The organism is Geobacter sp. SVR (genome assembly GCF_016865365.1).
Taxonomy (GTDB): Bacteria; Desulfobacterota; Desulfuromonadia; order Geobacterales; family Pseudopelobacteraceae; genus Pelotalea.
The window spans coordinates 3,678,785-3,697,788 of the sequence record NZ_AP024469.1 but is presented as its reverse complement, the minus strand read 5'-3'; the positions used below and the strand labels follow the sequence as shown (position 1 = coordinate 3,697,788).

Here is a 19,004-nt window from a genome sequence, read left to right as displayed (position 1 = left end):
TGAAATTTAAAACAATGAGGAGGGAAAATGACGCATACGAGATATATTCTACTGCTATGCCTCATGGTTCTTGCCTTCCCCCCCCTGGCCCTGGCCTCCAAGACACATGTCACCCGCAAGAGCGAATCCCTCCACTCCATAGCCCGCAAATATCATGTTTCCATCGATGAACTCAAATCGGTCAACAATCTTGCCGGTACCAGAGTTCCCGCGGGTACGCGCCTGATCATTCCCTCCCACGCCGCCGCTCAAGGTCGCAAAGATAAAGTGACTGAAAGGGAGCAGAGCTACAAGGTCCTCAAAGGTGACACGCTTCCCGGAATCGCCAAAAAAACCGGCGTAAAGATGGCCGACCTGCGCCGTCTCAACGGAATCAAGAGAAACAAAGTGAAGGTTGGCCAAGTGCTGGCATTGAGCGAGGAGGCACCGGCCGCCAAGGAAAATCCCCGCCCGAGTGTAGCTGCCAATCGACTCCAACTGGTCAACCGTGACCTGCTCAACGAGCAGGAGTTCAACACTACCTTGGCAGAATTGACTGATCTCGACGCTGACGTGCCGGTCGATTTGGCAAAGAAGCTGGAAGAGAGCACTACCTCTGCCGGTATCAACAAGCTCAAGAAAACCGCCTATACCTTTCTGGGGGCTCGTTACCGCTTTGGCGGAAACAGCCGCGCCGCCCTTGACTGTTCCAGCTTCACCCAGCAGGTGTTCCGGGAACTGGCGGTATCGCTTCCCCGCACTGCTCGCGAACAATTCTCCGTCGGCAGTGAAGTGCAGCGCGGCGACCTGCGGAAAGGTGATCTGGTTTTCTTTCAGACCTATGCCCGTTTCCCGTCGCATGTGGGCATCTATCTCGGCGACCGCAAGATGATCCATGCATCCTCGCGTGACCACCGCGTTGTCATCTCGTCGATGGATACCCCCTACTACCTTTCCCGATATCTGGGAGCCCGACGCATCGGCAAGGCGGAATCCGGTTTCAATTTCAACGAGTTGCTGCTGGGGGTCGAGGAAGAGCGTGACGATGACGTGCTTGCCAACGACACCCTCGGCGTCTCCCTGAACCTGAGCGACTGATAGTTCTCTTGTTGTAACCGCACCTACGAATCCGGGTCAAACGACCCGGATTTTTTTTGGTCATCCCCATGAAAATACTGTTCACCTACATCTCCGGCAATTCCGATCGCAACGATCAATTCATCTCGCTGCTGCCGACCGGACTCTGCTATCTGCACTCCACGCTGCGGGAAGCGGGATACCAATCCCTTCTCGCCAATTTTTCCGGGTGGAGCGAGGCCGCCGTTGCCGAGCAACTGACCGCACTCCAGCCGGATATCGTCGGCATCTCGCAATGGACCCATAACCGGCATGCCTCGCTCGATCTGGCACGGCTTGTCCGGCAGCTCTGCCCGGACTGCACGATCGTGCTGGGCGGAGCCCATGCTACGTTTCGCCATGACCGGATACTGGAGGGGGAGACCCCGGTGGACATCGTCGTTCTCGGGGAAGGGGAGGCGACGCTGCTCGATCTTGCCGGCCGGATGGCAGCCGGAAAGGGATGGGAGGATCTTGCGGGAATCGCCTTCCGCAAAGGCGGCCGTCTTGCGGTCAACCCGCCGCAGCCCGTAGCCGCCGATCTGGACCACATTCCCTTTGCGGCCTTGCACCTGGAAGATTCCGTTGGGGTCGATCAGGAGCTGCAGGCGGAATTTATCGTTACCGCCAGGGGATGCCCGTCGGCGTGCCGTTTCTGCAGTTCGCCCGGATTCTGGGGGCGTCGGGTAGCCTTCCGCTCGCCTGAAAGCGTCGTCGACGAAATCATGTATTTGCGCGACAAATATGGTCTGATCTATTTTTCCCTGCGCGATGACACCTTCACTGCGGATCGCAGGCGGGCCATCGCCATCTGCCAATTGCTGATCGAGCGCAAAGCGTATGTCGTATGGAATTGCCAGTCTCGGGTCAATTCGCTGGACGAAGAACTGGTGGGCTGGATGAAGCGGGCCGGGTGCGAGTGCATCCAGTTGGGCATCGAGTCAGGCTCGCCGCTGATGCTCGAACTGCTCGGAAAATCGATCACCACCGCTCAGGTGGAACGGGCTGCGGCGGCGATCAAGGCTGCCGGCATCAATCTGTCGGTCTATCTGATCGGCGATATCCCGGAGGAGGCCGAGGAAGACCTGACCGCCACCATTGCCCTGATGCGCCGCATTCGTCCTGACGACGGGTATGTCTCGCCCCTGGCCTATTATCCCGGTACGCGTCTGTTCGACGACGCGGTCGCGGCGCGACGGGTGCCGGACGACATATTCGAGAACAGCCCGGAACCGGCCATATATGCTGCTGCGAAAACGGGCCTGAGCTCTCGCCGGCTTCTCAAGGCGATTGCCGGTGCCGGACACGGTGGTAGTCCGGGGCGCTTTGCCCGCCAGAAACGCCTGCTGGGCTATTGCCATGCGACCAACGTGTTGGCAGGGGAATGGTATCGTCAGAGTGGGGATGCCGCGGCAGCCGAGCGCGAGTTCAGGGAAATCTGCGACCGTGAGCCGGACAATCCCTGGGGATGGTATCTGCTGGGGGAGCTGTATGCCGAGCGGGGAAAGGGGAATCCTTCACGGGAGTGTTTCCAGCGTGTGCTGGCCCTTGTGCCCAAGCATGCACCCTCGCGCGCGGCAGTCGACGGAAAACGGTAGGTCGGCGGAGAGGTTTGCAGCGCACCGTTGGCTGCATGTTACACACAAAAAAACGGGGCCTTTTTGGGGCCCCGTCGGAATTTACCGTCGGATTACTTACTGCTTGGCGATGCGGATGCCGGGGATGAACAGGATCTTTTCGAAGGTCTTGTTCAGGGTCTTGCTCTGGAAGTTGACCATCGGCGGAGTTTCCGGGTACTCGATTGCATCGCCCACCTTCACCTTGGTTTCGGGCAGGGCCAGCCAGGTCTTTTCACCCTTCTCGTCGGCAGCTTCCACATAGGTGTAACCGCCGGAGTTCATAGTCTGGGTCACCTTGGCTTTTTTGCCGACCCCTGCGGGGATTTCCTGGGACTTCATGCCTGCGTGGGGATCAGCGCCCGGCGCGCCACCAGGCATCTGGCCTGCGGGGGCGGCGGCTACCGGCTGCTGGGGAGCTTCCGTCTTGGGTTTGTCTTTACAGCCGGCAGCAGCCAGTGCTGCGATGGAGAGAAGAATTAGTGCAGTTTTTTTCATCTCAACCTCCTGATTTTTTGATAACTTCTTTTTTTACCACGTTTGGTCGGGTTATTCCAAGCAAAAAAATACTCCTCTGTCGGCGGTCCGCCAGTTGAGGCCGAGCGATGAGCGGGGCGCGGATTCGGAGTGAGTGGAGACGTTTCAGAAGGGTCTGAGGAGCCTTACAATGCACCGCTCCCCGAACCGCAGCAGCATGAAGAACGATTCTACGAACGGGCGTTCTCCGAGGGAAATGTACGGGCTGCGGATGTAGCCCGGCTGTGCGCCGGCATGGATGGCGCCCAGGCAGCCGGTCAGGAGCCGGTCGTCGACCATCAGCACCTCGGCCAGGGAAACCCCTGCTGCCTCTCCGATCTTCAGCAGCCCATCCGGAAAAGGCTTCTTGCGCACGCCGCTGATGAACCGCATCAGGGGGAAGTGTTCCGCAAACCAGCGGCGCCGCTCTTCCGTCGGCTTATTGGAGAGAATGAAGATGCGCTCTTCACCGAAAGCGGCAATACAGCGCGACAGCCACTCACAGACTGCGGGAAGCGGCTCGGCGCAGCCGTGCGGCGACAGAACGCCGTCGAAATCCAGCGCGAGCGTGGTGATGCCGTTGGCTTTCAGGGTTGCGGGATCCAATGTCAGGACCGCGCTGTTGCGCGGCGTAGTCCGTAGCAGGCGGCTCAACTCGCGGCGATGACGGAGACCGAGGGAAAATCCCGCCAGTATGTGCGCTCCCGGCATCATGAACGACGCCGTGCTCCGGTTCCGCCTCTCACGTCTTGCCCAGCTCCTTCTGTGAGCGCGATACCAGGTAATAGACGACCCCCAGGATCAAAAGCGTGCCGGCCAGGAAGGCCTGGGTGGTCAGGTCATCATGGCGCAGCGTGGAAATGAGAATTTCACGGATCATGGCCACGATGATCACGCCGATGAAGACCAGAATATTGAACTTGCCCCCCTTGAGATTCTTGATCTCGTTGTCCATCAGCTCGATCATCATCCACAGGATCAGCAACTCGCCCAGGGCACTGAGAATGGCTTTTTCGATATCCCCACGGAAGATGTGCACGATGTCCCAGACGAACAGGCAGACCACCGAAATCGAAACGCCGGCCAGGGCCAGCACCAGCACCAGGTTCAGGCCGTAGGTAAACCGCTCGGTCAGCTTGATCAGGACCGATTCGACCTTGCGTGACACGAAGACCTTCTTCAGCTCCTCCTCGCGGTAGGAGGCGGTCATGACGTCCAGATTCATGTCGAGCATCCGCTCGGTGGCTTCACGTAGAATCCGGCGCTGCTCCCGGTCCGAATAGTTGCTGTCGATCAGGTTGAGCAGGAAGTGACGTATCTGGTTCATGGCGGCATTCACGAAATGCGCGTTGAGCCCGATCTTGACATGGGCATAACCGATACGGGTCAGGTGGTTCAGGTAATGATTGTCGTAGGTGCCGCAGAAAAGCGACATGAACCAGCGCGTGTGCATCTCGCGCAGGCGCGTGCGATTGCTGACATTCAGGATGGCTGCGGTTTCGGGCAGGCCGTACAGATAGTCGTAAAACTCCTCGGTAAAGCGATCCTGGTGCTGTGCAGCCAGCGGTTGAAGCGACCTGAGCAGTTCGGCGTCATCATCGCTGAACCGGTAGTGGTCCTTCAGCTCCTGCATTGTGATCATAAGGCTCTCCAGAACATTGCAAAATCATAAAAATCTGCCACGAAGACGCAGAGAAAACCGGAGACTGGAAACCGGTAAAATTCAAAAGCGGCTTGAGCCGCTCTCACGTTCTCTGTGTCGCTGTGGCAGGTGTGACATGGTAAGTCGTTACCGCCCGTACTTGTATGCTGCGGCGCAGGTCCCCTCACTGGAAACCATGCAGGCACCGACCGGGGATTCGGGAGTGCAGGCGGTGGCAAACAGCGGGCAGTCGAAGGGAGCCAGCTTGCCTTTCAGTACCTCGCCGCAACGGCAGGCGGAGTTTTCCACCTCTTCGCCGGCCACAATCGTCAGCACCTTTTCGGCATCAAAGGCCGACAGCTCCGGCCGGATCGCCAGCCCGCTGCCCGGCAGCAGCCCCAGCCCCCTCCAGACGGCATCGCACGGCTCGAAAACCAGATCGAGAATACGTTGCGCCTTCGCATTTCCCTCCCAGCTCACCGCGCGGTTGTACTGGATTTCGACCAGGCTCTTGCCTGCCAGTACCTGGGCCAGCAGCATCTCGATACCCTGCATCACATCGGCCGGCTCGAAACCGGTTACCACGCAGGGGACGCCGAAGGTATCCGCCAATTTCCTGTAGGCGTTGCCGCCGATCACGGTACTGACATGGGCGGGACAAAGGTAACCGGAAAGTCCCAGCTCCGGATCGCAGGAGAGCAGTTCCATCGGCAGCGGAACGGTTTTGTGGGAAGCCAGTACGCAATAATTGGATAATCCCTGCCGGGCCGCATCCAGAATGCTGGCAGCGATGGCCGGTGCTGTTGTTTCGAATCCGACTCCCAGAAAGACGACCCGTCGGTCGAGATGGGCCTTGGCCAGGGCAACCGCATCCAGGGGGGAGTAGACCACCCGCACGTCGGCTCCTTGGGCGCGGGCCTCCATCAGGGACGAACGGCTGCCGGGCACCCGCAGCATGTCGCCGAAAGTCGCCACGATGTTGTTGCTGTCAGATGCGCAGGCCACGGCCTTGTCGACATATCCGATGGGAGTGACGCACACCGGGCAGCCGGGGCCCGATATGAGCCGCACATTGTCCGGCAGGAGCGAGCGGATGCCGTACTGGTAGATGGACATGGTGTGCGTGCCGCACACCTCCATGAAACTGACCGGCCCGGGCAACTGGGCAGCCATGCCTGCGATGTTTTCCGCCATGATGGCGACCAGGCGGCTGTCACGAAAATCGTCCTGATAGTTCATTGCATATCCTCAGGGGAAAAGACCTCTCTCATCAGCCTGAGGGTTTCCAGGGCATACTCCTCGTTCAGGCGCGAGATGGCAAAACCGGCATGGACGATGACATAGTCCCCCACCGCCACCTTCTCTTCCAGCAGCGCCAGGCTGGCCTCCTTCCGGACACCGTCGATTTCTGCGATGATGTCGTCGCCGTTTATGGTGAGCACCTTCATGGGAACACCGAGACACATGTCAATTTCTCCTTCCTGCTATCGCGACCTGCCCCAGGGCGATGCCGCCATCATTGGGGGGGACCAGGCGATGGGTGTATACCTGCATACCTCGTGCAACCAAGCCACTATACATCAAGTCGCTCAAAATACGATTCTGAAAAACGCCACCCGAAAGTACGATACGTTCCAGGCCGGTGCTGGCCGCGATACGGAGGCATGTTTCGGTACCCGCGTGGGCAACCGTCCCGTGAAAGCGGCGGGCGATGACTGCAGCGGGGACCGTGTCGGCGAGATCGGACAGGATTTTGAGGAACATGGGGCTGAAATCCAGTTCGATCCCTGAAGCGATGACGGCTCCTGCGGAACTGCCGGATGGTGCCTCTCCAATCCTGTAGGGGTAGACTCCGTCATCTTCGGCCGCTTCGGCCAGCGCCTCCAACTCGATGGCCGCCTGGCCGTCATAGGACACGGTATGCCTCAGGCCCAGCAACGCTGCCACTGCATCGAACAGTCGCCCGCAACTGGAGCTGGGAGGACTGTTGATGCCTTTTTCCAGCATGGCTGCCAGCATTTCCTTCTCCAACTCTCCCTGACGGGCAATGGCTGGAAGATCGAGGGCAAATGCATCCGTACCCATGATCTGGTGCAGATAGGCTGCTGCCATACGCCACGGTTCGCGTACTGCAGCATCGCCTCCGGGCAGGGGAACCGTGCGGAAATGCCCGGCCCGACGGAAACCGTCATATCCCCCCACCAGAAATTCCCCACCCCAGATGGTGCCGTCGCTGCCGTAGCCGGTGCCGTCGAAGACGACTCCGATCGCCTCCCCCTTCAGGCCGTTTTCTGCCATGCAGGCTGCCATATGGGCGTGGTGATGCTGCACTGCGGTCACGGGCAGTCCCGATTCCGTTGCGTACAGGGACGAGAGATAGTCCGGATGTTGGTCGCAGGCTATTGCTCGGGGTGTGATTTCGAGCAGACCCGCCAGGTGGCCGATGATTCGGCGAAACGAGTCATAGGTGGAGCTGTTCTGCAGATCACCGATATGCTGGCTCAGAAATGCCTCGCGTCCGTTGGACAGGCAGATGGCATTTTTCAGCTCCGCGCCTACTCCCAGGAGCGGCGGCGTCTCGAAAGGGAGTCGTACGGTTCGCGGTGCATAGCCCCGGGCGCGGCGGTAGAAAAGCGGGCTGCCTTGAAAAACGCGGATGACGGAGTCGTCACTGCGTATGTGGATGGGGCGGTCGTGGACGAGAAAGCAGTCGGCAATGCCTCCCAGGCGTTCAAGGGCATCATCGTCTTCGAAGGCAATCGGCTCGTCTGACACGTTGGCACTGGTCATCACCAGCGCTTCGAAGTTTCCCCGCATCAGCAGGTGGTGCAGGGGGGTATAGGGGAGCATCAGCCCCAGCCAGCCGTTGTTCGGTGCTACCAGCGGTGAAACCGGACAGTCGCGGGTTTTGCGGGCGATGACGATCGGGCTCTCCGGCGCAGTCAGCAACCGTCTCTCCGTCTCGTTCAGCAAAGCCAGCCGCTGGGCCGCAGCAAGATCGGCCGCCATGACGGCGAACGGTTTTTCGTCCCGTTTTTTCCGTTCCCGCAGGCGCTGTACCGCCGAATGGTCGCAGGCATTCACTGCCAGATGGTAGCCGCCGATACCCTTGATCGCCAGTATCAGGCCGTTCTCAAGCAGCTCCACGGCACTGCCGACGGCGTTTTCACCCCTTCCGGATTGCCCCGGCTGCGAAGCGGAAGCATGGGGGGAACCCTGAAGACGCACCTGTGGTCCGCAGGCCGGGCAGGCCACCGGTTGGGCATGGAAACGGCGATTGTCCGGGTCGTGGTATTCCTCCAGGCAGGCGGGACACATCGGAAAGCCGGCCATGGTGGTCTTGGGCCGGTCGTAGGGAATACCGGTGATGATGCTGTAGCGCGGGCCGCAATTGGTGCAGGTGATGAAGGGATAGCGGTAGCGCCGGTCTGCCGGATCGAACAGCTCCCTCAGGCAGTCGCTGCACAGGTTCGAATCGGGCGCCACCTGAATTGTGCTGGCCCCCCCTGCGCTGCCCAGGATCCTGAAGCCGGTTTCTTCGCAGGGAGCCACCTCTTCGGCAGCCAGGGAAGCGATTACCGCCAGGGGGGGCGTCTCCTCCCGCAGTGACCGTTCAAATGCGGCCAGCGCGGCATCTTTGCCCTGTACCTCCAACTCCACCCCCGCCGTGGTGTTGCGCACCCAGCCGGTCAGGGACAGATCGCGGGCAAGACGATAGACAAAAGGGCGAAAACCGACCCCCTGAACGATGCCGCCGATGGCGAACCGCCGGCGCGTTACAACGCCGCTGTCTGGGCGGCCAGCCAATTGTACCACTGTTCCATGCCTTCGCCGGTTCTGGCCGAGACTTCGAAGATCGTGATGCCGGGGCTGACGCGGCGGGCGAATTCCCGGCAGGCTTCCAGATCGAAGTCCAGGTGCGGCAGCAGGTCGGTCTTGTTGAGCAGCAGGACCGTGGAATTGTGAAACATCTGGGGATACTTGAGGGGCTTGTCCTCTCCCTCGGTAACGCTCAGGACCACTACCTTGTGGTGCTCTCCCAGGTCAAAGGCGGCCGGACAGACCAAATTGCCGACATTTTCGACCATCAGCAGGTCCAGGTTGTCGAGATCGAATTCTTCGGTGGCATGCATGATCATGTGGGCATCCAGATGACAGCCAGCGCCGGTATTGATCTGCCGGACCGGTACACCGGTGGCGGCGATGCGCTGCGCATCGTTGTCGGTCTGCTGGTCGCCCTCGATGACGGCGAAACGGCGGGTCCCGGAAAGATCGCGCAGCGTCCGTTCCAGCAGGGACGTTTTACCGGAACCGGGGGAGCTTACCAGGTTGAGGACAAAGATCCCTTTCTCCCTGAAGAGGGCGCGGTTGAAAGCGGCCAGACGGTTGTTCTTCGCCAGGATGTCCTCTTCTATGGCAATGGTCGTCCGCTGGGCCGGCGCGGGATGCTCATGCCGGCCATGGCCGTCATGGGTATGGGAATGGTCATGGGTATGTCCATGATCATGGTCATGATGGTGATGGGGGCTGCAACCGCAGGTGGTACACATGCGTCCTCCTTTGGAATACTGGATGCTTCCGGCATCACAGCGTGGATGGCCGTTAAACTAGCAGGTTGACGATAGTTATGCAAGCAGGCAGGAGTCCGGGAACGCAGGCCAGGGCTCAGATGCCGTTGAACTGGAATTGGTGGAGCCGGTAGTAGATCCCTTTTTTCTGCATCAGCTCCTGGTGGGTGCCTTCCTCCTGCTTGCGGCCGTTTTTCACGACCACGATCCGATCGGCGTCCCGGATCGTAGAGAGCCGGTGTGCGATGATCAGCGAGGTGCGTCCTTGCATCAATCCGGCCAGGCCGCTCCTGATCATCTGCTCCGAGGCGGTGTCGATGCTGGCGGTGGCCTCGTCCAGTACCAGTATCTCGGGGTCGAATGCCACTGCCCTGGCAAATGAGATCAGCTGTTTCTCTCCGACCGATAAATTGCTGCCACGCTCCCTGATCTGTTCGTCATAGCCGGCCGGCAGCCGTTCGATGAAATTGCCGGCCCCTACTGCATCGGCTGCGAACTTCACCCGGGAACTGGCCCGGGGATCGCCAAGACAGATGTTGAAGGCAACGCTGCCGGCGAAAAGGCAGGGATCCTGCAGCACGATGCCTATGCGTCGGCGCAGGTCGGATGCCGGCATGTTACGCGCATCACTGCCATCGATGAGGATGCTTCCCCCGTCGATCTCGTATAGACGGGTCAACAGCCGTGTGATGGTGGTCTTGCCACCACCGCTTTCGCCGACCAGGGCCACCCGTTCGCCCCGCCGGACCGACAGGCTGAAATGCTCCAGCGCTTTTTCGCTGCCGCGGTAGGCAAAGGAGACATCCCTGAACTCGATCAGAGGCGGGGACCAGGTACCAGGGACCGGGGACCGGAAGGGCAACGCTGAGAGATGCTCCATCTCCGCTTCTTTGGCATCCGGACCCTGACCGCCAGCTACCATGTCCGCACCTTCGGTTTCCCGGTCCCCGGTCCATGGTCCCTGGTCCCCGGTTTTCACGTCCAGCAGCGCGAAGATGCGCTCCAGAGCGGCCATGGCGCCCTGCATGACCGAGTATTTGGCGGACAGATCGCGGATCGGTCCAAAGAACTTTTCGATATACTGTACAAAGGCCACCAGCACCCCGAAGGTCAGCAGACCGCGGGTGATTTCCCCACCCCCGTACCAGATGATCAGCGCCACCGCCACCGACGAGATGGCTTCTACCAGGGCATAGAGCGAGGCATCCCAGAAGATCACCGGCATGTTCGCATCCCGGTAGGAGGCGTTCAGGTCGCTGAACTTCCGCTCCTCGGAACGTTGCCGGTTGAAGCTCTGGATGATCGACATGCCGCCAATACTCTCTGCCAGATATGCATTGAGTTGCCCCAGGCGGGCCCGCACCTCGCGGAATGACTGGCGCATCTTGCGGCGGAAGGCCCAGGCGATGTAAAAGAGCAGGGGCAGGACCGAGAAGGTGACCAGCGACAGTTTCAGGTTCATGTACAACATGACCGAGACGATCCCGATCAGCAGCAGGATGTCCCCGATAATCATGATGATCCCCGCGGCGAACATCTCGCCCAGAACCTCTACATCGCTGGTAAGGCGGGTAACGACGCTGCCGACCGGGGTATGGTCGAACCATGAGGCGGGCAGCCCCATGACGTATCGGTACAGGGTGCCCCGCATGTCGGCCATGACACGCTGTCCGACCGACTGCAGCAGGTAGATCTCCAGATAGGATAGCAGGGATTCGGCCAGAAGCATTACCGTGAAAAGGGCGGCAATCGTTTCCAGCCCCTGGAGCCTGCCGGTGGTGATATGGTTGTCGATGGCCTGCTTGATAAGCCACGGCTGCGCCAGCCGGCAGGCCGCAACCAGCGGCAGGATCAGGACCACGACGGCGATCGGGAGGCGATAGGGCTTAAGGTACTGTGAGAAACGGGCCAGGATGCGCCTGTCATAGGCTTTTCCCATGATTTCTTCTGCGTAGATGCTGCCACCATGCTGCATGTTCGCTCCCGGTGAGGCCATTACTGTAACGATCAAGAATACCAGAACCAGAGTGGAAGTGAAACAGCGTCAGGTGATTCTTTCGTTTTCGGCGCAAAAGCACGGCACGGGGACATGGTCGCTCCCGCGGAACGCATAGTTCTTGCGATTCTTTCTGTTTTAACAGTGTGTATTGTGTATAATTAAAATTCAAAACGGGGACGGAGGTTCATCATGAAACGCTACGTCATAAACGGTGTCTTTTCCATCGATGGGCTGGTGCAGGAAGAAGCGGACATTCCCCGTCCGGGCTGCCGGCAGGTGCTGGTGCGCGTGCGGGCAGCCTCGCTCAACTACCGTGATGTGCTGATGGTGACCGGCGCGTACTCCAGAAATATCCCGCAGCCCCTGATCCCTTTCTCTGACGGCGCCGGCGAAATAGTCGGCGTAGGGGAGGGGGTGACTCGCTGGAAACGTGGCGACCGCGTGATCCCTACCTTTTTCCAGAACTGGCTGGCGGGCGGTATTACAAGGGAAGCACCCGCCTCTGCGCTGGGAGGTGCCCGGGACGGTGTGCTGGCCGAGTATGCCCTGTTCGAGGAAGAGGGGCTGGTCGAATTGCCGACCCATCTCTCGTTCGAAGAGGGGGCGACGCTCCCCTGCGCGGCGTTGACCGCCTGGAATTGCCTCTACAGCGGAAATTTAACCTGCGGCAATACGGTACTGGTAATGGGCAGTGGAGGGGTCTCCTGCTTTGCTCTGCAGTTCGCCAGGTCGGCCGGGGCCCGGGTAATCGCCACCAGCGGCAGCGATGCCAAGGCAGAGCGATTGAAGGCGCTGGGTGCCAGTGACGTAATCAATTACCATGATCCGGATTGGGAGAAACAGGTAACGGCTCTGACCGCAGGCGAAGGGGTCGACATCGTGGTTGAGGTTGGAGGGGCCGGGACTCTGGCCCGGTCCATCCGGGCCACCCGCATTGGGGGGCATATCAGCCTGATCGGTGTGCTGGCTGGTCAACAGGGGGAGGTCAATCCGTTGCCGGCAGTTATGAAGGGCATCCTGATCGCCGGCATTTACGTCGGTTCGCGTGAAATGTTTCAAGCCATGAACCGTTCGATTGTGTTGCACCGTCTCCATCCGGTTATCGATCGGGTCTTCCCCTTCGATGAGGCCAGGGATGCTCTGCGACATCTGCAGAGCGGCAGCCATATGGGCAAAGTGGTCATTTCCATACCGTAATCAAGGAAACCGAGGAGCAGCCAGAACATGGAATCAGGCAGACCTGACGCATATTCAATCCCGACCAGGATCGTTGCGATCTATGCCATAGTCAGCGGCGTATGGATATTTTTCTCCGACTCCCTGCTTGATCTGCTGGTCGATGATCCCAGGACCATGGCACGGATCGGCATGGTAAAAGGCTGGGTGTTTGTCCTGGTCACTTCGACCCTGCTATTTTTCCTGATCCGGCGCACCGTGAAACAGCTGCGGGACTTCAACTCAAAATTCCAGGAATCCGAGCGGCGCTTCAGGGAGTTGATGGAACAGGTGCGCATGATTGCGGTGATGCTGGACAGGCAGGGACAGATCGTGTTTTGCAACGATTTTCTGCTGCAGTTGAGCGGCTGGTCCCGTGAGGAGATCATGGGCAGTAACTGGTTCGACACCTTTGTTCCCGAGCCGATCCGAAACGATCTCCGGACCACCTTCAATCAGGGGCTTGCGGCCGGCGAAATCGTGACTCACTATGAAAACGCCATCCTCACGCGAACAGGCACAGAGCGGCTGATTGTCTGGAACAATACCGTGCTGAGAGATGGTGCCGGATCGGTAACCGGAATTGCCGGCCTCGGCATCGATGTGACGGACCATCGCCGCCTGGAGGAACACCTGCTCCAGGCGCAGAAGATGGAGTCGATCGGCACGCTGGCCGGCGGTGTGGCCCATGACTTCAACAATATTCTGACGGTCATCCTGAGTTGCGTTTCGCTTCTGAGGGTGCGAGCCGGAGATGCGGAGCGCTCAAAACAGCTGATCGATCAGATCGAGGGGGCGTCCCGGCGGGCGGCCAATCTGACCAGCAGCCTGCTGGCTTTCAGCCGCAAGCAGCAGATCGTCACACGCAGTATCGATCTCAACCAGATTGTAATCACCCTGCAGGCTTTTCTGGAAAGGATCATCGGAGAGGATGTGGTGCTTGCCACCGAGTTGTCCGGGGCCGGCGTGAGCGTAATGGCCGATCGCGGCCAGGTCGAGCAGGTGGTGATGAACATGGTGGGAAATGCCCGCGATGCCATGCCTCATGGCGGAGTTCTGACGATCCGGACCAGCATCGTTCAGTTGAACGGACAGGCGCTGGAAGATGGTAACGTGGTTTCGGGGAAGTATGCCCGGCTGGAGATAACCGATACGGGTGAAGGTATCGCCTTGAAGGATCGCAAGCGTATCTTCGAGCCCTTTTTCACCACCAAGGAGGTGGGCAAGGGTACCGGCCTGGGGCTGTCGATGGCGTATGGCATCATCAAACAACACAATGGCTGGATTGCCGTGGAGAGCGAAACCGGCAGGGGCAGCACCTTTCAGATATATCTGCCGTTGGTGGAGCAGGGGAGGGAAGCGGAAGGGGAGGAGCGGGAAGAGCCGGAGCAGGCCCGGAGGTGGCGATCCCCGCTTTGACAGTCACTGTGCTGCGACAATCGGCAGCCAGATGTGGAACGTGGCGCCGTGCCCTTTCTCCGACTCAGCCGTTATGCTGCCTCCGTGCTTGTCGATGACCGAGTGGCAGATGGCCAGGCCCAGTCCCTGCCCTTTGCGGCTACCCATTTCCTTGGTGCTGAAATACGGTTCGAAGATCCGTTCCAGCTTGTCCGGCGCGATGCCTGTGCCGGTGTCGCTGAAGATGATATGGATGTAGTTGCCGGCTTTCATCGGCGGATGACCGAACTGTTCGAGAACCTGCCTGTGCGCTGCAATGCGGATCGTCCCGCCGCCCGGCATGGCTTCCATCGCATTTCGGACCAATTGGCATATCACCTGCCGCAGTTGGTGTTCATCCCCGTTCACCATGGGAAGATTCGCCGGCAGATCCAGCTCGCAGGTAATACCCGTACCGTTGAGCACTGACTCTATGCCCGACAGGATCAGGGGGGCTACCGCAACCGGGTAAGAGACCGGTTCACTTTCCCTGACCAGCTCCAGAAGCCGCCGGCTGAGTGTCCGCGCCTCGCCGGAACTCCGCTCCGCCATATCGAGCAGGTCATGAAGGCCGCTCCCCTGCTCGGTTCTTGATTTGGCCAGAGCAATACTGCCCAGGATGACCTGGAGCAGGTTGTTGAAGTCGTGGGCCATGCCTCCAGCCAGAATGCTGAGCGCCTCCAGGTGTCTGGTCCGTTGTGCCGCGCTTTCCAACTTGCGGCGTTCGGTAATGTCTTCCGCAGTCTTGATGAACTTTGCAATGGTTCCGTCTGGTGTAAAGAGCGGTGAAATGCTGCAGTTCTCCCAGTAAAACTCCCCGTTTTTCCTGCGATTCCGCAGGGTACCGCGCCATTCCTCCCCATTCAGGATCGAATCCCACAGCATTTCGTATGTCGTGTCCGCAGTCTGGCCCGACTGGATGATCCGCGGGGTGCAGCCGATGACCTCTTCGGCGGCATAACCGGTTATCTCGCAGAACTTGCGGTTTACGTATTCAATGGTGCCGTCCGTTCCGGTTATGATCGAAATGCTCGGACTCTGTTCCAGTGCGTTGGAAAGCATACGTATCTGCTCGTGTTGCCTGTCCAGCAGCCGATGCATCTGAACCGTTTCACAGCAACGTTCGAGCACGGCGAAAAGTTTCTCCGTCTGCAGCGGTTTGAAGAGGAACTGGTTGATTCCGATCTCGATGGCATCCAGCAGATGTTCCGTGTCATTGAAGGCAGTCAGGATAATGATCTGGGCGGTTGGCGCTTCCCTCCGTATTTCCCGGGCCATGCTCAAGCCGTTCATGAAGGGCATCATCACGTCGGACAGGACGAGATCGACCGGATTGTTGCGGAAGATATCCAGCCCCTGCTGTCCGTTTTCAGCAATGATGAGCCGATAGCCCCGGGTGGCGATCATGCGGGCCAGTTGCTCTCGTGTTGTTGCCTCATCCTCCACCAGCAGCACGGTAAAGTCTTTCGGCGCCAGAGGGTCTTGCATGGCATCTCCTTGCTCCGGTTTTGACGGCCATACGGTCAAATAATTTATTGTACCACGTGTTCGGGGAGGCGCAACTGGTATCGGGAGAAATGTCAGATTGCCTTGCGCCAGGACAGGCGCCGCTCCAGCCAGCGGGAAAGGGAGGTAAAGGCGTAGCAGAGGATGAAGTAGACAGCGGCGATAAAGAAGAAAATCTCGGTAGGGTAGGCCATGGTGCGGTTGTTGATCTGGGTTCCGACGTGGGTCAGTTCCGAGACGCCCACGATGAAGGCCAGCGAGGTGTCCTTGATAAGCGACACGAACTGGTTGACGAACGACGGAATCATGTTGCGAAGCCCCTGGGGCAGAATGATGAAGGCCATGGCCTGCCAGTGCTTGAGCCCGGTGGAGAGGGCGGCTTCCATCTGCCCCTTGGGAATGCCCTCGATGCCGGCACGCACGATCTGCGACATATAGGCAGAGGTGAAGAAGGTCAAACCCAGGATGACGGTGCGGGTTTCGGAAAAACCTTTGCCGAATAATGCCGGCAGCAGGAAGTACATCCAGAAGATGACCATCAGCAGCGGCACCCCGCGGATGGTATTGATCACCAGCATTGCCGGCCGGCTGATCCATGCGCGGCGCGAAACGCTCACCAGCCCCAGGATCAGGCCGCCGAAGAACGACAGGACGCACGAAGCCACTGCCAGGTAGATGGTCAGTCCCACTCCTCCCAGGGGACCGTCCGGGTAGCGGCCGATCATGAAGTAGGTGAAGTTGTCGGCAATGACCTTGAAATCGGAAAAAATGCTCATATCAGGCAGCCTTGTGGATCTTGAGGACCCGCTCGTTGTACTGATCCACCAGGAAGGTGATGACGGTCGAAAGGGCCAGGTAGACCACGGTAGCGGCAGTAAAGGCCTCGAAGCCTTTGAATGTGTAGCTTTCCACCTGGCGGGCCTGGTATGTCAATTCCATCACGCCGATCGTCATGGCCAGGGATGAGTTTTTAGCCAGGTTGAGGAACTGGTTGATCAGGGGGGGGACGGTCAGGCGCACCGCCTGGGGAAGAATGATGTACTGCATCGAGCGCAGGTAGGAGAAGCCTGCGCTGCGTGCCGCTTCCATCTGTTCCTTGGGTATCGACAGCACGCCGGAGCGGATATCTTCGGCAATAAAGGCCGAGGTATAGATGGTCAGTGCGATCAGGCCGGCGGCGAACTCGAAATTCCAGCTGTTGAGCCATTCGTTGACCGCCATCGGCAGCAGCTTGTACGAGCCGAAATACCAGAAGAAAATCTGCACCAGCAGCGGCGTATTGCGGGTGAATTCCAGAAAAGCGCAGGCCAGCCAGCGCAGCGGGGCAAAGTGGCTCATGCGCATGACCGCAACGATCAGCCCGAGAATGAAGGAGAGGACGATGCCGGCCGCCGAAAGCTGCAGGGTGACCTTCAGCCCCGAGACGAGCCATTCGTGATATTGCCCGGAGAGTACTACGGACCAGTCGAAGTGGTAGTTAAGCACACGAAACCCTTTACAGGTCAAGGTTAAGGTTGAGAAAAGGATTGCTACCTTAATCTCAACCTTAACCTCACCCTGTTTTCCTACTTGTCAGCCGTGATCTTGAAGGTCCGCTGCAGATGGAACGGAGTGCCCGGCCCGAACCACTTCTCGAAGATCTTCTTGGCTTCGCCGGATTTCTCCATCTCCAGGATGGTCTTATTCACGAAATCGACGAAGTTCTTGTCGCCTTTGCGCATGCCGAGGCCGTAGGGCTCATCGGAGATCTGAAGGCTGGGGATCTCGAACTGCTCCTTGTTGGGGGCCTTGGACAGGATGCCGGCCAGGATGGCCTCGTCGGTGGTCACGGCCTGTACTTTACCCTGCTGCAGGGCCAGGAAGGCCTGGGGATAGTCGTCGAAGGAGAGCACGGTAGCGCTGGGGATGGCCTTCTTCACGTTCTGCTCCGAGGTGGAACCCTTGGCGGTACCGATCTTCTTGCCTTCCAGGTCCTTCAGGCTCTTGACGGTGCCCTTCTTGGTGATGAACTTCTGGCCGGTGAAGAAGTAGGTGTGGCTGAAGTCGATCTGTTTGGCCCGCTCGGGGTTCTTGGTCATGGTGGCGGCGATGATGTCGATATTGCCCTCCTGCAGTTGCGGCATGCGGCTGGCGGAGGTGACCGGCTTCAACTCGACCCTGGCGCCCAACCGGGCCGCAATGGCGTTGACGAAATCGATGTCGTAGCCGACGATGGTACGGGTCTTTTCGTCAATGTAGCCGAAGGGGGGCAGCGAATCCTTGACGCCGGCTACCAGGACCTTCTTTTTCTTGATTTCTGCCAGGGTGTCGGCCGGGGCGGCAGCCAGGGCCTTGGTGGAGACCGCAGCCAAGGCGGCCAGCATGAACATCGTTACCAGTTTCTTCATGTACATCCTCCTTTTTGATGGGTTGTGCAGAACAATGGAGCGTGGTTTTTCGTGAAGCTGCGTCGCCTACACGATGGAGCGCAGCCAGGCGGCGTCGCATAAGGAATTCCGGGGACAGCGACGGCATCCCGGAAAAGCTGCGCCTCCTCCGCTCAATGCATGGGGGACAGCAGTTGTTTCAGGAACTGTTTGGCACGGTCGTGCTGCGGATTGAGGAAGAATTCCTCGGGCGGTGCCTCTTCCAGGATGGTGCCGGCATCCATGAACACCACCCGGTCGGCCACTTCACGGGCAAAGCCCATCTCGTGGGTGACGGTCACCATGGTCATGCCGGACTTTGCCAGATCCTGCATGACGCTCAGAACCTCCCCGATCATTTCGGGATCCAGGGCTGAGGTCGGTTCGTCGAACAGCATGATCTTCGGTTTCATGGCCAGGGCGCGGGCTATTGCCACCCTCTGTTGCTGGCCTCCGGAGAGCTGGGCCGGGTAGACATCCCGTTTTTCACTCAAACCCACCCGGGCCAGGAGTTGCATGGCCTGCTCCTCCGCCTCTTTGCGGGGTGTTTTGCGGATTTTGATCGGTGCCAGGGTGATGTTGCCGATCACTGAAAGGTGGGGATAGAGGTTGAACTGCTGGAAGACGAAACCGATTTCGGCCCGTAGCCTGTTGATGTCGGTCTTTTTGTCGGAAAGGTCCATGCCGTCCACGATCAGCGTGCCGTGATCGATCGGTTCCAACTGGTTGATGGTGCGTATCAGGGTCGATTTGCCCGAGCCGGAGGGGCCGCAGACCACCAGCACCTCGCCCGGCACCACATGCAGGTTGATGTCGTTGAGGACGTGCAGAGCCTTGAACCATTTATGCACGCCCGAAAATGTGATCATGGGAGACTCTCCAGCCTGTGGATCATCTGTCATTAAAGGTATGTGTATATACCATGAAGTATGGCGCTGAGCAAAAAAAATATAACAGGTTTTCGGGCATGATGGAGGCCCTATGGGGGAATCGGGTGGTGCTTGC

General features: G+C 59.2%; 17 protein-coding genes. 4 read left to right on the top strand and 13 right to left on the bottom strand.

Annotated elements, in window-relative coordinates; translation table 11 throughout:
* The first annotated feature begins 27 nt into the window (after window positions 1-27).
* Together GSVR_RS17110 and GSVR_RS17105 are read left to right on the top strand one after the other, a co-directional pair.
* Complete coding sequence (locus tag GSVR_RS17110) at window positions 28-1,077, top strand: C40 family peptidase (RefSeq protein ID WP_173198809.1); 1,050 nt, start codon at window positions 28-30, stop codon at window positions 1,075-1,077.
* A 68-nt stretch (window positions 1,078-1,145) separates the two neighbouring features.
* A complete protein-coding gene (locus GSVR_RS17105) occupies window positions 1,146-2,693 on the top strand; it encodes a B12-binding domain-containing radical SAM protein (RefSeq protein WP_173198807.1) in 1,548 nt (515 codons plus the stop codon).
* A 96-nt stretch (window positions 2,694-2,789) separates the two neighbouring features.
* On the opposite strand, the gene GSVR_RS17100 is transcribed toward GSVR_RS17105, so the two are convergent.
* From GSVR_RS17100 to GSVR_RS17065, 8 genes are all read right to left on the bottom strand, one after another.
* Entirely contained in the window at window positions 2,790-3,209 is a 420-nt protein-coding gene (locus tag GSVR_RS17100) for a hypothetical protein (RefSeq protein ID WP_173198805.1), read from the bottom strand.
* A 144-nt stretch (window positions 3,210-3,353) separates the two neighbouring features.
* Window positions 3,354-3,941, bottom strand: a complete 588-nt coding sequence (locus GSVR_RS17095) for a YqeG family HAD IIIA-type phosphatase (protein ID WP_173198803.1) — start codon at window positions 3,939-3,941, stop codon at window positions 3,354-3,356.
* Window positions 3,942-3,969: 28 nt separating this feature from the next.
* On the bottom strand, window positions 3,970-4,869 hold the full coding sequence (locus GSVR_RS17090) for a protoglobin domain-containing protein (RefSeq protein ID WP_173198801.1): 900 nt from the start codon (window positions 4,867-4,869) through the stop codon (window positions 3,970-3,972).
* Window positions 4,870-5,016: 147 nt separating this feature from the next.
* On the bottom strand, window positions 5,017-6,108 hold the full coding sequence (hypD, locus tag GSVR_RS17085; protein WP_173198799.1) for a hydrogenase formation protein HypD: 1,092 nt from the start codon (window positions 6,106-6,108) through the stop codon (window positions 5,017-5,019).
* Window positions 6,105-6,335, bottom strand: coding sequence for a HypC/HybG/HupF family hydrogenase formation chaperone (locus tag GSVR_RS17080; protein ID WP_173198797.1), 231 nt, complete (start codon window positions 6,333-6,335; stop codon window positions 6,105-6,107). The genes hypD and GSVR_RS17080 overlap by 4 nt, the downstream gene beginning before the upstream one ends.
* 1 nt (window position 6,336) lies before the next feature.
* On the bottom strand, window positions 6,337-8,676 hold the full coding sequence (gene hypF, locus GSVR_RS17075; protein WP_173198795.1) for a carbamoyltransferase HypF: 2,340 nt from the start codon (window positions 8,674-8,676) through the stop codon (window positions 6,337-6,339).
* Window positions 8,646-9,419 carry a hydrogenase nickel incorporation protein HypB gene (gene hypB / locus GSVR_RS17070; protein ID WP_173198793.1) on the bottom strand — a complete coding sequence of 258 codons (774 nt, stop codon included), beginning with the start codon at window positions 9,417-9,419 and terminating at the stop codon, window positions 8,646-8,648. The genes hypF and hypB overlap by 31 nt, the downstream gene beginning before the upstream one ends.
* Window positions 9,420-9,534: 115 nt before the next feature.
* Window positions 9,535-11,412 (bottom strand): ABC transporter ATP-binding protein, encoded by a 1,878-nt coding sequence (locus GSVR_RS17065; protein WP_173198791.1) that lies wholly within the window; start codon window positions 11,410-11,412, stop codon window positions 9,535-9,537.
* A 213-nt stretch (window positions 11,413-11,625) separates the two neighbouring features.
* Here GSVR_RS17065 and GSVR_RS17060 point away from each other — a divergent pair, with 213 nt between their 5' ends.
* The gene (locus GSVR_RS17060) at window positions 11,626-12,633 is read left to right on the top strand and encodes an NAD(P)-dependent alcohol dehydrogenase (RefSeq protein ID WP_173198789.1); all 1,008 of its coding nucleotides are present in this window, start codon (window positions 11,626-11,628) and stop codon (window positions 12,631-12,633) included.
* A gap of 27 nt (window positions 12,634-12,660) precedes the next feature.
* Window positions 12,661-14,070, top strand: coding sequence for a nitrogen regulation protein NR(II) (locus GSVR_RS17055; RefSeq protein WP_173198788.1), 1,410 nt, complete (start codon window positions 12,661-12,663; stop codon window positions 14,068-14,070).
* 3 nt (window positions 14,071-14,073) lie between these two features.
* Here the strand turns inward: GSVR_RS17055 and GSVR_RS17050 are convergent, their stop codons facing one another.
* The 5 genes from GSVR_RS17050 to GSVR_RS17030 all read right to left on the bottom strand — a co-directional run bounded on the left by GSVR_RS17050 (window position 14,074) and on the right by GSVR_RS17030 (window position 18,868).
* Window positions 14,074-15,576 (bottom strand): response regulator, encoded by a 1,503-nt coding sequence (locus GSVR_RS17050; RefSeq protein WP_173198786.1) that lies wholly within the window; start codon window positions 15,574-15,576, stop codon window positions 14,074-14,076.
* 92 nt (window positions 15,577-15,668) lie between these two features.
* Window positions 15,669-16,370, bottom strand: coding sequence for an amino acid ABC transporter permease (locus tag GSVR_RS17045; protein WP_173198784.1), 702 nt, complete (start codon window positions 16,368-16,370; stop codon window positions 15,669-15,671).
* 1 nt (window position 16,371) lies between these two features.
* On the bottom strand, window positions 16,372-17,079 hold the full coding sequence (locus GSVR_RS17040) for an amino acid ABC transporter permease (protein WP_173198782.1): 708 nt from the start codon (window positions 17,077-17,079) through the stop codon (window positions 16,372-16,374).
* Window positions 17,080-17,159: 80 nt separating this feature from the next.
* Window positions 17,160-17,981, bottom strand: a complete 822-nt coding sequence (locus GSVR_RS17035) for an ABC transporter substrate-binding protein (protein ID WP_173198780.1) — start codon at window positions 17,979-17,981, stop codon at window positions 17,160-17,162.
* A gap of 152 nt (window positions 17,982-18,133) precedes the next feature.
* On the bottom strand, window positions 18,134-18,868 hold the full coding sequence (locus GSVR_RS17030) for an amino acid ABC transporter ATP-binding protein (protein WP_173198778.1): 735 nt from the start codon (window positions 18,866-18,868) through the stop codon (window positions 18,134-18,136).
* Between the last annotated feature and the right edge of the window lie 136 nt (window positions 18,869-19,004).

Bases quoted from the DNA above. Each gene is read 5' to 3' on its own strand.
- GSVR_RS17110 (WP_173198809.1), top strand. From the start codon at position 28: ATGACGCATACGAGATATATTCTACTGCTATGCCTCATGGTTCTTGCC.
- GSVR_RS17105 (WP_173198807.1), top strand. From the start codon at position 1,146: ATGAAAATACTGTTCACCTACATCTCCGGCAATTCCGATCGCAACGAT.
- GSVR_RS17100 (WP_173198805.1), bottom strand. From the start codon at position 3,209: ATGAAAAAAACTGCACTAATTCTTCTCTCCATCGCAGCACTGGCTGCT.
- GSVR_RS17095 (WP_173198803.1), bottom strand. From the start codon at position 3,941: ATGATGCCGGGAGCGCACATACTGGCGGGATTTTCCCTCGGTCTCCGT.
- GSVR_RS17090 (WP_173198801.1), bottom strand. From the start codon at position 4,869: ATGATCACAATGCAGGAGCTGAAGGACCACTACCGGTTCAGCGATGAT.
- hypD (WP_173198799.1), bottom strand. From the start codon at position 6,108: ATGAACTATCAGGACGATTTTCGTGACAGCCGCCTGGTCGCCATCATG.
- GSVR_RS17080 (WP_173198797.1), bottom strand. From the start codon at position 6,335: ATGTGTCTCGGTGTTCCCATGAAGGTGCTCACCATAAACGGCGACGAC.
- hypB (WP_173198793.1), bottom strand. From the start codon at position 9,419: ATGTGTACCACCTGCGGTTGCAGCCCCCATCACCATCATGACCATGAT.
- GSVR_RS17065 (WP_173198791.1), bottom strand. From the start codon at position 11,412: ATGCAGCATGGTGGCAGCATCTACGCAGAAGAAATCATGGGAAAAGCC.
- GSVR_RS17060 (WP_173198789.1), top strand. From the start codon at position 11,626: ATGAAACGCTACGTCATAAACGGTGTCTTTTCCATCGATGGGCTGGTG.
- GSVR_RS17055 (WP_173198788.1), top strand. From the start codon at position 12,661: ATGGAATCAGGCAGACCTGACGCATATTCAATCCCGACCAGGATCGTT.
- GSVR_RS17050 (WP_173198786.1), bottom strand. From the start codon at position 15,576: ATGCAAGACCCTCTGGCGCCGAAAGACTTTACCGTGCTGCTGGTGGAG.
- GSVR_RS17045 (WP_173198784.1), bottom strand. From the start codon at position 16,370: ATGAGCATTTTTTCCGATTTCAAGGTCATTGCCGACAACTTCACCTAC.
- GSVR_RS17035 (WP_173198780.1), bottom strand. From the start codon at position 17,981: ATGAAGAAACTGGTAACGATGTTCATGCTGGCCGCCTTGGCTGCGGTC.
- GSVR_RS17030 (WP_173198778.1), bottom strand. From the start codon at position 18,868: ATGATCACATTTTCGGGCGTGCATAAATGGTTCAAGGCTCTGCACGTC.